This is a genomic window from Stappia sp. ICDLI1TA098, from assembly GCF_054880955.1.
Map to the genome: position 1 here is coordinate 655,369 of NZ_JBTZBT010000002.1, position 14,916 is coordinate 670,284.

The window sequence follows — 14,916 nt, forward strand, 5'->3', positions numbered from 1 at the left end:
TGAGCGCAATCGATACGCCGGGGACCCTACGACAGGCGCCGTCAAAATTACTTAACGCAACACGAAACTATGAGGAATGGTAAACCGATCCTGAAGGGCCGGCCTATCTAGGCCGGCTGCGTCCGGCGATGCTTCTCAGCGCCGCGAGGAAAGCCGAGCGCGCGGCCGGATCGAAGCCGGCCAGGAGCCTGTCCTCGGCCTTGGCGATGCGCGGACGCAGGGCATGGAAGCTGTCCCGCCCCTGCCGCGAGAGCCGATAGGCGACGCGCCGTCCGTCGCCGTCGACGGCGATCCGCTCCAGTTGACCGCTTGCCAGCAGCGGCTTCAGCGCGGTCGTCAGCACGGATGGCACGCTCGACATGGCGCTGGCGACATCCCGATGGGTGATGCCCGGGTTCCTGTCGACCAGCTCCATCACCATGAACTGGAACGGCGTCAGCCCCTCGCCCTCGAACACCTCGGCGAAGACCTGCTGGCCGCGCAGGAAGGCGTGGCGCAGCAGATGGCCGGCGAGATCGTCGAGACAGCCGCGATCAACGGTGGCGGCCTCGGGCGTGGGCTGCGGGAGCGGGCGCATCAAAGGCCGAGGATCGCGTCCGGCGGAACGATCGGCGCGCGCCGGTTGAGGCCGTCGACGTCAAAGCCCGCGAGCTTCTTGTATCCGCTTGCCGCATCCTCCAGTTCCGAGCGCGACAGCACCTCATGGATGTGCAGGAACCCCTCGGGCGCGCGTTCCTCCACCACGTCGAGGATCGCGTCCGGCCCGTCGGCGCGATTGGCCAGCACGATGCGTTCCGTTGCCGGCCGGCGCTCCGCCTCATAGTCGATCAGCGCGAACTCGTTCGCTCCGTGGCGCAGGATCTCGCGGGTCAGCACGCGGGCGTCGAGGATCGCCTGGCTCGCGCCATTGGATCCGATCGGGTACATCGGATGGGCGGCGTCACCCATCAGCGTCATCGGCCCGTGGGTCCAGCGCGGCAGCGGATCGCGGTCGACCATGGGATACTCGTAGATCGCCTCTGCCGCCCCGATCACCGACGGCACGTCCAGCCAGTCGAACTGCCAGTCGGCGAACCGGGGCAGGAAGTCCGTCCGATCACCCGGCCGGTTCCAATCCTCGCGCCGCCACAGGTGATCCTCGGGCATGCGCAGATCGGCGATCCAGTTGATCAGCGACCCGGGTGTGCCGTCGTCCAGCACAATGTCCTCGATCGGATAGCAGACGAACTTGCGCGGCTTGCATCCGGCCATGGCCATGGTCCGGCCGGTCAGGAACCGCGGTCCGCGGGTGATGCCGCGCCACATGACGATGCCGCCCCATGACGGTAGCCCCTCGTCGGGATAGAGTGCGGCGCGCGCGGCGGAATGAATGCCGTCGGCCGCGACGAAGATCGAGCCGCGCGCCGTGCCGAGTGCCGCGCCCGTCGGGCGGGCGCGAAGGTCGACCTCGACCCTGTCCTCCACCTGTCGCCAGCCTTCGACGGCAACGCCGGTGCGCACCGCATCGGACCCCAGCCGCGCGCGCACCGCCTCGAGCAGCATCATCTGCAACTCGCCCCGGTGAACCGAGAATTGCGGCCAGTCATAGCCGGCCGACAGTCCGCGCGGCTCCGCCCAGACCTTTTGCCCATGGCTGGAGAAATAGGCGACTTCCTGCGTCCTGAGGCCGATGGCGTCAAGATTTTCCAGCAGGCCCAGCTCGTCGAGCTCGCGCACCGCGTGGGGTTGCAGGTTGATGCCGACGCCGAGCGGCCGGATCTCGCGCACGGCCTCGTAGATCTGCACCGGCACACCGATGCGTTCCAGGGAAAGGGCAAGGGTCAGACCGGCGATGCCGGCGCCCGCAATGAGCACGGTCATGGAATTCACTTTCAAGGACAAGGCTTTTTGCCGCCACCGCCGGGCGAACAAACGGGCGAAGACGGGTGCCGGCCCGTCGATCTCGCGACGGGCCGGCGCTTCGGGGTGGCGGAGCCTATTCGGCGCCGGCGTAATTGGCGATCATCGCACGGGCATCGGCGACCATCGCGGCGCCGTCATAGCCCTTGCCGTTCATCTCCTCGATCCAGGCTGCGATGACCGGCTCGGCCGCTTCCTTCCAGCGAGCCACCTCTTCCGGCGGCAGCTTGCGGATCGTGTTGCCGGCCTTTTCCGCCGCCTGGATGCCGGGAAGATCGCCCTCGTCCATGACGCGACCGACCCACTTCGACACCTCACGGCCCGAATTGTCGTCGATCACCTTCTTCAGGTCATCCGGCAGGCTCTCGTATTTTTCCTTGTTCATGGCGAAGACGAAGGTCGCGGTGTAGAGGCCGCGCGTCCCCTCGAAGTCGGTGTGGCTGTCGACCAGCTCGGCCACCTTCAGCGGCGTCGTCACCTCCCAGGGCACCACCGTGCCGTCGATCACGCCCTTGGAAAGCGCCTCGGGCATGGCCGGCACCGGCATGCCCACCGGCGTCGCGCCCAGCGCACCGAGCAGCGCGTTGGTCTGGCGCGTGGGGCCGCGCAGCTTCAGCCCCTTCATGTCTTCGAGACTGGTGACACCCTCGCCCTTGACGTGCAGCAGGCCGGGCCCGTGGACATGGACGGCGATCGGGTGGACATCCTTGAACTCGTCCTTGAGATACTTCTCGTAGAAGTCCCAGAAGGCCTGGCTGGTGGTTTCCGCCTTGGCGGCCATGAACGGCAGCTCGAACGCCTCGGTGCCGGGGAAGCGGCCCGGCGTGTAGCCGGGCAGCGTCCAGACGATGTCGACGACCCCGTCCTTGGCCTGATCATAGAGCGAGGGCGGCGTGCCGCCGAGCTGCATGGCCGGGTAGAGCTCGATCTTGATCCGCCCGCCGGACTCCTTCTCCACCTTCTCCGCCCAGGGTGCGATGAAGTTCTTCGGCACCGGCGCCTGCGCGGGCAGGAACTGGTGGACGCGCAGGGTCACTTCCTGGGCGAACGCGGGCGCAGCTGCGAACGCGGCAATGGCGGCAATCGACGACGCCGCAACAAGATGGGCAATGGGCTTCATGCTGTCTCCTCCCCTCGTACGGGCCCTTGCCACCGGCGGCGGCACAAGCCCGGCCTCTTTCCGGGCACGCTCCGTTTCCTCCCGGGAGCACGCACGGAAATCGTTTATGATGTAAACGATCCTGCCAGCGAAGCGGCGCGCGATCAAGACGGGAACGGCGCTGGTCTCGGGACCGTCGATGCCCGGAACGGCCGGACTGGCGTCCAGACCATCCTTCTGCAGCGACACCGGGATCCCGACGGCCGCGAAAAGATCCCGAAGCCGCCCGGACCCTCGCCACCTCCCAAGATGATGATGGGGCTTCCTTATTCAGACGAGCGGCTTGCAGATTTGAGGTTGGGGAAGTCAGGCGAGGTTCAGAACCGTGACACCATCCGGTAGTCGGCGCGGTGGAGCATGCGGACATGGGTGATGAGCTGGTCGAGGAGCCAGGTGCTGCGCTCGAAGACGAAGAGCGGATCGCCGTCGCGGATGTCGAGAAGGTCGGCCTCCTCGGGCCGTGCCGCGGTTGCGCCGAGCACGATCTCCATCTCCGAAAACGGCGCGTTGCGCACCAGCCATTCGTTCGGACTGAAGTGCTCGAAGCGCTCGTCCGCGATCTCGGGAACCGCATCGAGATTGATCCAGCGGTCCTCATATTGCCAGGGGCGGCTGTCGGCGGAATGCAGGCAGCGCACATGCAGCATCGGCGCGTCCGCACCGAGGCTGAAGCGGGCGCGGATCGGCTCGGGCGGTGGCAGCGCCTCGCGGGTCAGGACGGTGAAACGGTAGGTGGCGCCGCGCGCCTCGACCTCGTCGCGCACGATCGGGATCTCGAGCCGCGCCTCGCGCAAGGGGTGCTCGGCGATGCGGGTGCCGGCGCGGCGCTTGCGCTCGACGATACCGATCTCGGCAAGCTCGCGCAGCGCCCGGTTCACGGTCGGTCGCGCGCAGCCGAACTCGCGGGCAAGCTCTTCCTCACCGGGAATCAGTTCCCCCGGTTGCCAGATCTTGTCGCGGATGCGCCGCAGGATCTCTGTCTTGATGACGCGAAAGGACCCTGCCGCGCGGGCAGCAGGTGCGGCGGGGGCGACAGGCCCGCCCGCCCCGCCCCGCGCGGGTCCCGTCAAAGCGCGGCCCTCAGGCCTGCCATCGCCTTGCGGTAGCGTGCCTCGATCGCGGCCCGGCGCACATGGCGGCCGTCCGCGACCACATGCCGTCCGGCCGCCCAGACATCGCTGACGACGCGGTCGTCGCCGGCAAAGATCCAGGCGTCGAGCAACGCGTCGCCGGACAATCCCTCCAGGTGCAGGGCACCGCCATCGAGTGCCACGAGGTCGGCGAGCCGGCCGACCGCGAGAGCGCCGCTGTCGCGGCCGGCGGCGCGTGCACCGCCCTTCAGCGTCTCGTCGTAGAGCCGGCGTCCGCAGGAGCGCTCGGGGGTCGCCAGCACCGCCCGGTGCCGGTCGCGCAGGCGCTGCGAATACTCCAGCGTCCGAAGTTCCTCCGAAAGGGCGATGCGGATGTTGGAATCCGATCCGATGCCCAGCACCCCGCCCTCGGCCAGGTAGTTCGCCCCGTCGAAGATACCGTCGCCGAGGCTCGATTCGGTGATCGGGCACAGTCCCGCGACCGCACCGCTCGTCGCGATCGCGCGCCGTTCCCCGGCTGTCAGATGGGTGCAGTGGATCAGGCACCAGCGCGCGTCGACGGCGTGATTGTCGAAGAGCCATTCCACCGGGCGACGGCCATGGACGGCGAGCACCTCTTCCACCTCGCCGGTCTGTTCGGCGATATGCATGTGCAGGGGCGCGTCGGGGCGCATCGCCGCGACGCGGGCAAGATCGGCGGCCGGAACGGCACGCAGCGAATGCGGCGCGATGCCGCTGCGCGCATCGGGCGAAAGCCGCCTCACCGCGTCTTCCGCACCCTCCACGATCCGCGCGTAGCCGTCGAGATCGGAGCGAAAGCGCACCTGTCCGCCGGCCAGCGGGCGGCCGTCGAGACCACCGGTGGCGTAATAGACCGGAAGCAGCGTCAGCCCGATGCCGGAGACGCCGGCCGCCGACACGATCCGCCGCGACAGCTCCGCCGGGTCGGCATAGGGCGTCCCGTCCGCCTGGTTGTGGACATAATGGAACTCGACGGAGGCGGCATAGCCGGCCTCCAGCATCTCCATCTGCACGAAGGCGGCGACGTCCTCGATGGTCTCGGGCGTGAAGGCGGCGAGGAAGCGATACATGATCTCGCGCCAGGTCCAGAACGTGTCATGCGCGCCCGGCCCGCGACGCTCGCTCAGGCCGGCCATCGCCCGCTGAAAGGCGTGGGAATGAAGATTGGCGGGGGCCGCAAGCAGCACGCCGACATGCCTCCCGGCATCCGCCGCCGCCCGCTCGACACCTGTTGAAATGGCGGAAATCCGCCCACTTTCATCCATGTCGACCGCAACTTTGCCTGCCCACCCATCTGCCAGCAAGGCCGTCTCTGCCCAAATCCGCGTCATGCTCGCCTCATTTTCAGGATTGACAATTATGTACATACATATCCTAATTTCACAAATACATATTTCTCAGTTGAAGGCCGGGCAAAACGGCCGCGACAGCCGGACACGGGGTGCGCCCCGCGGTCCGGACAGGGATGGGGACAGACGATGAAAACGACGGCGGAGACGACCGGAACGGTCCTGTCCGGGGCACGGCTTGCCACCATGCGCAAGGGTGGCCCGGCCTACGGGCTGGTCGACAATGGGGCGCTTGCCGTCGGCGGCGACGGTCGCATCGCCTGGTGCGGTCCGGCAGAGGAGCTGCCCGCCGATTTCTCGGCCTGGCCGTCGCGCGACCTGGGCGGGCGGCTCGTCACCCCGGGTCTCATCGACTGCCACACCCACATTGTCCATGGCGGCAACCGTGCGCGCGAATTCGAGATGCGGCTCGAAGGGGCGAGCTACGAGGAGATCGCACGCGCCGGCGGCGGCATCGTCTCGACCGTCACCGCGACACGCGCGGCGAGCGAGGACGAACTCGTCGCCTCCGCCCTCCCCCGGCTCGACACGCTGATCGCCGAGGGCGTCACGACGCTCGAGGTCAAGTCCGGCTACGGCCTTACCGTCGCCGACGAGATCAAGATGCTGGCCGCCGCCCGCCGTCTCGGGCGGGAACGCCCGATCCGCATCGTCACCACCTATCTCGGCGCCCACGCGGTGCCGGCCGACTACAAGGGCCGCCAGGGCGCCTTCATCGACGAGGTGGTGCTGCCGGGTCTGGACGCGGCCCATGCCGCAGGCCTCGTCGACGCGGTCGACGGCTTCTGCGAGGGCATCGCCTTCTCGACCGAGGAGATGGCCCGGGTCTTCGACCGGGCGACAGCGCTCGGGCTGCCGGTGAAGCTCCACGCCGAACAGCTCTCCGACCTCGGCGGCGCGGCGCTTGCGGCTCGCTATGCGGCGCTGTCCGCCGATCACCTGGAATATCTATCGCAGACGGGCATCGACGCCATGGCGAAGGCGGGCACGGTCGCGGTGCTGCTGCCGGGCGCGTTCTACACGCTGCGCGAGACGCAGCTTCCCCCGGTTGCCGCGCTGCGGCGCGCCGGCGTGCCCATCGCGCTTGCCACCGACTGCAATCCGGGCACCTCTCCGCTGACCTCGCTGCTGCTGACGCTGAACATGGCCGCGACCCTCTTCCGCATGACGCCGGAGGAAGCCCTTGCCGGCGTCACCCGCGAGGCCGCACGCGCCCTCGGCCTCGCCGCCGACCTGGGCACGCTGGAAGCCGGCAGGATCGCCGACCTTGCGGTCTGGAACATCGACGAGCCGGCGGCGCTTTCCTACCGCATCGGCTTCAATCCCCTTCACGAGCGCATCTTCGGGATCCCATCATGACGAGCCTCACCCTGACGCCGGGCACGGTCACCCTGGCCGAGCTGGAAGCGATCCACCGCGACAGCCTCGCGGTCGTCATCGACCGGGCGGCGCGGCCCGCCATCGATCTTGCCGCAAGCCGCGTCGCCGAGGCGGCCGGCGGCGATGAGGCGGTCTATGGCGTCAACACCGGCTTCGGCAAGCTCGCCAGCGTCAAGATCGCCTCCGGCGACACGGCGAAGCTCCAGCGCAACCTCATCCTCTCCCATTGCTGCGGCGTCGGCGAGACGCTGGAGCGGGCGACAACCCGGCTGATGATGGTGCTCAAGCTGCTGTCGCTCGGGCGCGGCGCCTCGGGCGTGCGCTTCGAGGTGATGGAGCTGATCGAAGGGTGCCTGGCCGCCGGCGTCACCCCTTGCGTGCCCTCGCAGGGGTCCGTCGGCGCTTCCGGCGACCTTGCCCCGCTTGCCCATATGACCGCCGTTCTGATCGGCGAGGGCGAGGCGGAAATCGACGGCCAGCGTCTGCCGGGCCGCGAGGCGCTGGCGCGGGCGGGGCTGTCGCCGGTGACGCTAGGGCCCAAGGAAGGCCTCGGGCTCATCAACGGCACCCAGTTTTCCACCGCGCTTGCCCTTGCCGGCCTTTTCGACGCCTGGCGTCTCGCCGAGGCAACGCTCGTCACCGCGAGCCTTTCCACCGACGCGATCATGGGCTCGACCGCCCCCTTGCTGCCCGAGATCCACGCGCTGCGCGGCCATCGCGGCCAGATCGAGGTGGCCGCCGCCATGCGCGCGCTGATGGAGGGCTCCGAGATCCGCGAAAGCCACCGCACCGGCGACAGCCGCGTGCAGGATCCCTATTGCATCCGCTGCCAGCCGCAGGTGGCCGGGGCCTGCGTCGATCTGCTGCGCATGGCCGCGCGCACGCTCGAGATCGAGGCGAATGCGGCGACCGACAACCCGCTGGTGCTGATCGACGAGGGCCGCATCGTCTCGGGCGGCAATTTCCACGCCGAGCCGGTGGCCTTCGCCGCCGACCAGATCGCGCTTGCGGTCGCCGAGCTCGGGGCCATCGCCCAGCGCCGCGTGGCGCTGATGGTCGACCCGACGCTCTCGTTCGACCTGCCACCATTCCTCGCCCGTGATCCCGGCCTCAACTCGGGCATGATGATCGCCGAGGTAACGACGGCGGCCTTGATGAGCGAGAACAAGCATCTCGCCAATCCCTGCTCGACCGATTCCACCCCGACCAGCGCCAACCAGGAAGACCATGTCTCCATGGCCGCGCACGGCGCCCGGCGGCTCGGCCGCATGACGGCGAACCTCGCCGTGATCCTCGGCGTCGAGCTTCTCTGCGCCGCGGAGGGCGTCGAGCACCGCGCGCCGCTTGCCACGAGCGGTCCGCTGAAGGCAGCCATCGCCTGCCTGCGGAGCGAGGTTGCCCCTCTCACCGAGGACCGCTACATGGCTCCGGACCTCGACAGGGCTGCAAGGCTCGTCGCCAGCCGCGCGCTCTGCCAGGCAGCGAGCGGCACGCCCCTTCTCGTTCTTGGAGATGCCGCATGAATCCGATCGAAGTCCGCCAGGGCTCCAGCCCCGTCATCCTCGGCCTGCCGCACACCGGCACCCATGTCCCGGCGGAGATCGCCAGTCGGCTCAACATGCGCGGCCTGGAGCTTGCCGATACGGACTGGCACATCCACACGCTCTACGAAGGCCTGCTCGCGGATGCCACCAGCGTGCGCGCCACCTTCCACCGGTACGTCATCGACGCCAACCGGGGGCCAGACGGGGCGAGCCTCTATCCGGGTCAGAACACCACCGGGCTAGTGCCCACGACCGATTTCGACGGCGACCCGATCTGGAAAGAGGGCGAAGCCCCGGACGAGGCGGAGATCGCCGCCCGCCGCGCGACCTTCCATGCCCCCTATCACGCAGCCCTTGCCGCCGAGATCGAGCGGGTGAAGGCGATCCATGGCGTCGCCATCCTCTATGACTGCCACTCGATCCGCTCGCACATCCCGTTCCTGTTCGACGGCAAACTTCCCGACTTCAACATCGGCACGAACACCGGCACCACCTGCCATCCGCTGATCGAACAGGCGGTGGCGGAGGTCTGCGCGGCGGCCGAAGGCTACACGAGCATCGTCAACGGCCGCTTCAAGGGTGGCTGGACCTCGCGCCACTACGGCCGCCCGGCCGACAATGTCCACGCCATCCAGATGGAGCTTGCGCAATCGACCCATCTGGCGAGCGAAAGCGCACCCTTTGCCTACGACGCGGAGAAGGCTGACGCCCTGCGCGTCCATCTTCGCGAAATCCTTGCCCGTCTGGAGCGCCTGGCGCTCGACGGCAGCCTGACCACCGGAGGCGCCTCATGACCAATCCCCGCCACAATTCCCGCGACGTGTTTCCGCCGACGGGCACGGAGCTGAACGCCAAGTCCTGGCTGACGGAAGCCCCCTTGCGGATGCTGATGAACAACCTGCATCCGGACGTGGCCGAAAACCCGCATGAGCTGGTTGTCTATGGCGGTATCGGGCGCGCCGCGCGCACCTGGGAAGATTTCGACAAGATCGTCGCCGCGCTGAAATCGCTGGAAGAGACCGAGACGCTGCTGGTGCAGTCGGGCAAGCCGGTCGGCGTGTTCCGCACCCACAAGGACGCGCCGCGCGTGCTCATCGCCAATTCGAACCTGGTGCCGCACTGGGCGACCTGGGAGCATTTCAACAAGCTCGATAAGGCCGGGCTGATGATGTACGGCCAGATGACCGCCGGCTCGTGGATCTACATCGGCAGCCAGGGCATCGTGCAGGGCACCTATGAGACCTTCGTCGAGGCCGGGCGCCAGCACTACGAAGGCAGCCTCAAGGGCAAGTGGATCCTGACCGCCGGTCTCGGCGGCATGGGCGGCGCCCAGCCGCTCGCCGCCGTCATGGCCGGCGCCTGCTGCCTGGCGGTGGAATGCGACGAGACCCGCGCCGACTTCCGCATCCGCACCCGCTACGTCGACGAGAAGGCCCACACGCTCGACGAGGCGCTCGCCCTGATCGAGCGCTGGACGAAGGCGGGCGAGGCCAAGTCCGTGGCGCTGATCGGCAACGCCGCCGACATCTTCCCCGAGCTGGTCGAACGCATGAAGGCTGGCGGCCCGCGTCCCGACATCGTCACCGACCAGACCTCGGCCCATGACCCGATCCACGGCTACCTGCCCAAGGGCTGGAACGTCGGCGAATGGCGCACGAAGCAGGAAAGCGATCCGCAGGCGGTCGAGAAGGCGGCCCGCGCCTCGATGCGCGAGCATGTTGCGGCCATGGTCGACTTCTGGAACGCTGGCGTGCCGACCCTCGACTATGGCAACAACATCCGCCAAGTGGCGCTGGAAGAAGGGCTGGAGAACGCCTTTGCCTTCCCGGGCTTCGTGCCGGCCTATATCCGCCCGCTGTTTTGCCGCGGCGTCGGCCCGTTCCGCTGGGCCGCCCTTTCCGGCGATCCGGAGGACATCTACAAGACCGATCAGAAGGTGAAGGAGCTGCTGCCCGACAACGCACACCTTCACCAGTGGCTCGACATGGCGCGGGAACGCATCGCCTTTCAGGGACTGCCGGCGCGTATCTGCTGGGTCGGCCTCGGCGACCGCCACCGCCTCGGCCTCGCCTTCAACGAGATGGTCCGCAACGGCGAACTCAAGGCGCCGGTCGTCATCGGCCGCGACCACCTCGATTCGGGCTCGGTCGCCTCGCCCAACCGCGAGACCGAGGCGATGAAGGACGGGTCGGATGCCGTCTCCGACTGGCCGCTGCTGAATGCGCTGCTCAACTGCGCCTCGGGCGCCACCTGGGTCAGCCTGCACCATGGCGGCGGCGTCGGCATGGGCTTTTCCCAGCATTCGGGCATGGTGATCTGCTGCGACGGCAGCGAGGATGCCGACCGGCGCCTCGAGCGCGTCCTGTGGAACGATCCGGCAACCGGCGTCATGCGCCATGCCGATGCCGGCTATGACATCGCGCTCGACTGCGCGCGCGAGCACGATCTGAATCTTCCAGCCATTCTTGGCTGAAGAGACCAAGAACAATAAGAAGCCAAGAGGGATCATCCTCCAACACGATCAGGAGACAGCCGAAATGAAATCGAAATTCCTCAGTGTGGTGGCCGCCGTCGGCATCAGCCTCGGCCTCGCCGGCGCCGCCCATGCCGATCTGCTCGCCGACATCAAAGCCAAGGGCAAGATCGTCGCCGCGACGGAAATGCACTTCGCGCCGTTCGACATCCTCAAGGACGGCAAGTACCAGGGCATCTGTCACGACCTCTTCGTCGAGATCGCCAAGGAGCTCGGCGTCGAGGCGGAGTTCCTCGACCTGCCGTGGCAGTCGATCCTGCCGGGCCTCGAGGCCGGCAAGTTCGACATCGTCAACGCGCCGGTGACGATCACCGCCGAGCGCATGCAGCGCTACAGCTTCACCCTGCCGATCGGCAACGCCACGGTGGCGCTCGCCAAGAAGGCCGGCGACACCAGCATCATGAAGCCCGAGGACATTGCCGGAAAGACCGTCGGCTCGCAGAAGGGCTCGGCCCAGCTGGCACAGCTCAAGGCCTATTCCGAGACACTGCCGAGCCCGATCGACGTGCGTGAATACGTGAACATCGACGAGGCGCTGGCCGATCTCGCCGCAGGCCGCATCCAGGGGGTGGCCAATTCCATGCCGCTGATGGGCTATGCCTCGGTGCAGCGTCCGGGCCTGTTCGAGCTGGTTCTGCCGCCGTTCGGCGAGCCGAAGTACTTCGGCTGGGTCGCCCGTCCGGGCGACGAGACCGCCTCGCTGGTCGAGGCGATCAACGCCGCCCTGCTGAAGATGCACAAGGACGGCCGCCTGAAAGCCATCAACGAGAAGTGGCTCGGCTCCGCGCCGGATCTGCCGACCACCATGCCGGCCGTGAACTGATACGGATCGCAGGCCGGCGGGGGCGCTCCCCGCCGGCTTCTTCGCCGCGAAAGGGGAGCGATCGCCGGTGGACTTTTCCTTTGACGTCATCGTGCACAATCTGCCCTACCTCCTGAAGGCCGCACGCTGGACGCTTGTCATCTCCGTGGCCGGCATGGCGATCAGCATCGTGCTGGGCGTCGTCCTGTGCGCCGCAAGGCTGGCCGGAAACCGGCTCCTTGCCGGGCTCGCGGCGTTCTACATCAGCTTTTTCCGCGGCGTGCCGCTGCTGGTGCAGTTGCTGTTGTTCTTCTATGTGCTGCCCTATGTCGGGCTGGACCTGCCGGCGATCGCCGCCGCCATCCTGGCGACCGGCATGTGCTCCGCCGCCTATACGGCGGAGATCCTGCGCGGCGCGTTGCAGGCGATCCCCAGGGGCCAGTCGGAAGCGGCCGAGGCGCTGTGCATTCCCCATTTCGCCCTGTGGCGGCGCATCCTGGTGCCGCAGGCGATCCGCATCGGCCTGCCCTCGCTCGTCAACGAGCTGATCCTGCTGGTGAAGGTCTCCTCGCTTGCCTCGGTCGTCGGTATCGCCGAGCTGACGCGGGTCGCGCAGAACATCACCGGCGCGACCTACCGGCCGCTGGAGATCTATGTCGCCGCCGCCGCGATCTATTTCGTCATCAACTTCGTGCTGTCGCGCCTTGGCCGGATGGCCGAGAAGCGGCTGCAGATCGGATAGGGGGCAGGGATGGAACTCGATCTTTTCGTCCGCTACGGCCCGGCACTCCTGTCCGGCTTTGGCGTCACCATCCTGTGCTGGATCGTCGGCACGCTCGGCGGGTTGCTGCTCGGCTTCGCCATCGCCTGCGCCTATCGCTGGAGCATCGCTCCGGTGCGCTGGGCAATCGACGGCTACGTGGAGCTGATCCGCGGCACGCCGTTCATGATCCAGCTCTTCATTCTCTACTACGGCGGCCCGCACTTCGGGCTGGTGCTGACGCCCGTGCAGGCCGGCATCCTCAGCTTCATCGTCTACGGCAGCCCGTATTTCGCGGAGATCTTCCGCTCCGGCTTCAACGCCATCCCCCGCGGCCAGATCGAGGCCGGACGCTGCGTCGGACTTCCCGAGGCAACGATCCTGCGTCGCATCGTGCTGCCGCAGATGCTGGTGCCGATCACCCCGCCACTGACCAATTTCATCATCATCCTCAGCAAGGAGACGGCGATCCTTTCCGTCGTCACCGTGCCGGAGCTGCTCTACGAGACGCAGACGATGGCTGCCGAGACCTTCACCTTCGTCGAGCCGTTCCTGGTGCTGTCGCTGTTCTACTGGCTGATGGTCATCGTCACGAGCTGGCTCGGCGGGCGGGTCGAGGCCCGCGTGACGCGCCACCTGAAGCGCACCTGAGACAGGACCCGAAGAGACCCCATGCGCCCAGACACCACCGCAACGGATGCCGCACCGATGATCACGGTGCGCGGCATGAGCAAGTCCTTCCAGGACTTCAAGGCCCTGCAGGACATCGACCTCGACGTGAACCGCTCCGAGGTGCTGTGCCTGATCGGCCCCTCGGGCTCGGGCAAGAGCACGCTGCTGCGCTGCCTCAATTTCCTCGAGGCCTATGACGGCGGCGAGGTGCGCCTCGAGGGCGAGCTGGTCGGCTGGCAGGAGAAGGCCGAGCCGCGCAGGCCGGTCTCGCCCAGCGTCCTGCGCCGCCAGCGCCAGCACATCGGCATGGTGTTCCAGCAGTTCAATCTGTGGCCGCATCTGACCGCGCTCGAGAATGTCGCCGAGGCGCTGATCCAGGTGAAGCGCATGGGCAAGGCGGCGGCGCATGAGGCGGCCCGCGCGGCGCTCGCCAAGGTGCATCTCGCCGACAAGACGCTGAACTATCCGGCCAACCTGTCCGGCGGCCAGCAGCAGCGCGTCGCCATCGCCCGGGCGATCGCCATGGAGCCGAGCGTCATGCTGTTCGACGAGCCGACCTCCGCGCTCGATCCCGAACTCGTTGGCGAGGTACTCGCGGTGATGAAGGAAATGGCGGCGGAAGGCATGACCATGGTGGTCGTCACCCACGAGATGGGCTTTGCCGCCCATGTGGCGGACCGGGTCGCCTTCCTCGACAAGGGACGGATGGTGACGCTGGCGCCGCCGGCCGACATCTTCGGCCGGGAGCCCGACGACCCGCGCGTCCGCTCGTTCCTGCAGACCTACCGCGAGCGCAACGTCGTGTGAGCGCCGCCGGCGGTCACACCGGCGCGATCACGGCGACGTCGTCCTCGGCGAAGAACACCTCCTCGAGGTTCTCGTCCGGCCCCTTGCGGTCGACGACGAGAAAGTCCTGCATGGGCTGAAGCACCAGCAGCGGATGATGCCAGACGCCGCGCGCGATCTGTACGCCCTGGTCGCCGCGCGCCAGGAAGCAGCGGCAGGCGGCGGCCTCTGGTCGATCCGAAACGACGACCAACCAGGGGTGGCGCTCCATCGGCACGAAGGCCTGCGACCCGCGCGGATGGCGCTCCAGCATGCGCAGCGTCACCGGCGCCGGCCAGGGCGTTCCCCGGAAGATCGAGAGAATGGCTTCCCCCTCCTCCCCCGGATCCGCCGTCGCGCAGGCGTGAAACCGGCGCGTACGCCCCGCGTTGATCAGATGGCTCGCCGCCTGACGGGCCTCGATCACCTCGCCATAGGGCGCAAAGGCTTCGCCGGTCAGCGGTTCGGGTATCAGAAAATGGCTCACGCGGCGCTCCTGCCTCCTGAATTCGGCTGCATGCGAACGGCAGAACACCTCAGCCGCGGGCCGGGTCTCCGTCACATCAACGACACATTCATAAAACCAGCAATATTCATATAAAACAAATACTTGGAAATGCCATGTAGCGGATCCGCAACAATTTCGACAAAAAATTAACTCAAGGGTATGGATTCGACCATGGGCATTGCATTCCCTTGAGTCATCGCGGATCTTACCAGCGGTTGTATCAGCATAGCGCCACGTCTTAATTTCGCTAGTTCGCATCTATTGCACCTGGGAGGGTGTCATTTCTTACCTCGGTCACCATCAGCGCTTCCTCTCGGGAGCGGGGCGCGAGCTCCTGTCCTCATCCTGCGTCGCGGCGCTGCTCGCGGGAACG

14 protein-coding genes are annotated in these 14,916 nt (G+C 67.5%); 8 read left to right on the forward strand and 6 right to left on the reverse strand.

The features are described 5' to 3' along the window. Window positions 1-103 precede the first annotated feature (103 nt). The 5 genes from ACSLUQ_RS13325 to ACSLUQ_RS13345 form a co-directional block, all read right to left on the reverse strand. Window positions 104-577 carry a MarR family winged helix-turn-helix transcriptional regulator gene (locus tag ACSLUQ_RS13325; RefSeq protein WP_461808803.1) on the reverse strand — a complete coding sequence of 158 codons (474 nt, stop codon included), beginning with the start codon at window positions 575-577 and terminating at the stop codon, window positions 104-106. Next, on the reverse strand, window positions 577-1,860 hold the full coding sequence (locus tag ACSLUQ_RS13330; protein WP_417772040.1) for a flavin-dependent oxidoreductase: 1,284 nt from the start codon (window positions 1,858-1,860) through the stop codon (window positions 577-579). Before ACSLUQ_RS13330 ends, ACSLUQ_RS13325 begins: the two co-directional genes overlap by 1 nt. A 115-nt stretch (window positions 1,861-1,975) precedes the next feature. Then, entirely contained in the window at window positions 1,976-3,019 is a 1,044-nt protein-coding gene (locus ACSLUQ_RS13335; RefSeq protein WP_417772039.1) for a TRAP transporter substrate-binding protein, read from the reverse strand. Window positions 3,020-3,375: 356 nt separating this feature from the next. Beyond that, window positions 3,376-4,128 (reverse strand): UTRA domain-containing protein, encoded by a 753-nt coding sequence (locus tag ACSLUQ_RS13340; protein ID WP_417772038.1) that lies wholly within the window; start codon window positions 4,126-4,128, stop codon window positions 3,376-3,378. Further along, complete coding sequence (locus ACSLUQ_RS13345; protein ID WP_461808804.1) at window positions 4,125-5,501, reverse strand: formimidoylglutamate deiminase; 1,377 nt, start codon at window positions 5,499-5,501, stop codon at window positions 4,125-4,127. The genes ACSLUQ_RS13340 and ACSLUQ_RS13345 overlap by 4 nt, the downstream gene beginning before the upstream one ends. 147 nt (window positions 5,502-5,648) lie before the next feature. Between ACSLUQ_RS13345 and hutI the strand changes: the two genes are divergently transcribed. The 8 genes from hutI to ACSLUQ_RS13385 all read left to right on the forward strand — a co-directional run bounded on the left by hutI (window position 5,649) and on the right by ACSLUQ_RS13385 (window position 14,017). After that, window positions 5,649-6,878 (forward strand): imidazolonepropionase, encoded by a 1,230-nt coding sequence (gene hutI / locus ACSLUQ_RS13350; protein ID WP_461808805.1) that lies wholly within the window; start codon window positions 5,649-5,651, stop codon window positions 6,876-6,878. Further along, entirely contained in the window at window positions 6,875-8,422 is a 1,548-nt protein-coding gene (gene hutH / locus ACSLUQ_RS13355; protein ID WP_461808806.1) for a histidine ammonia-lyase, read from the forward strand. Before hutI ends, hutH begins: the two co-directional genes overlap by 4 nt. Then, a complete protein-coding gene (hutG, locus tag ACSLUQ_RS13360; protein ID WP_461808807.1) occupies window positions 8,419-9,237 on the forward strand; it encodes an N-formylglutamate deformylase in 819 nt (272 codons plus the stop codon). Before hutH ends, hutG begins: the two co-directional genes overlap by 4 nt. After that, on the forward strand, window positions 9,234-10,916 hold the full coding sequence (gene hutU / locus ACSLUQ_RS13365; RefSeq protein ID WP_417772033.1) for a urocanate hydratase: 1,683 nt from the start codon (window positions 9,234-9,236) through the stop codon (window positions 10,914-10,916). Before hutG ends, hutU begins: the two co-directional genes overlap by 4 nt. A 64-nt stretch (window positions 10,917-10,980) precedes the next feature. Then, a complete protein-coding gene (locus tag ACSLUQ_RS13370; protein ID WP_417772032.1) occupies window positions 10,981-11,799 on the forward strand; it encodes a transporter substrate-binding domain-containing protein in 819 nt (272 codons plus the stop codon). Between the two features lie 67 nt (window positions 11,800-11,866). Next, window positions 11,867-12,520: an amino acid ABC transporter permease gene (locus tag ACSLUQ_RS13375; protein WP_417772031.1), complete on the forward strand. Its 654-nt coding sequence runs from the start codon at window positions 11,867-11,869 to the stop codon at window positions 12,518-12,520. 9 nt (window positions 12,521-12,529) lie between these two features. Beyond that, entirely contained in the window at window positions 12,530-13,189 is a 660-nt protein-coding gene (locus ACSLUQ_RS13380) for an amino acid ABC transporter permease (RefSeq protein WP_417772030.1), read from the forward strand. A gap of 21 nt (window positions 13,190-13,210) precedes the next feature. Further along, window positions 13,211-14,017: an amino acid ABC transporter ATP-binding protein gene (locus ACSLUQ_RS13385; RefSeq protein WP_417772029.1), complete on the forward strand. Its 807-nt coding sequence runs from the start codon at window positions 13,211-13,213 to the stop codon at window positions 14,015-14,017. Window positions 14,018-14,030: 13 nt separating this feature from the next. On the opposite strand, the gene ACSLUQ_RS13390 is transcribed toward ACSLUQ_RS13385, so the two are convergent. After that, on the reverse strand, window positions 14,031-14,522 hold the full coding sequence (locus ACSLUQ_RS13390) for an ureidoglycolate lyase (RefSeq protein WP_461808808.1): 492 nt from the start codon (window positions 14,520-14,522) through the stop codon (window positions 14,031-14,033). Window positions 14,523-14,916 lie beyond the last annotated feature (394 nt).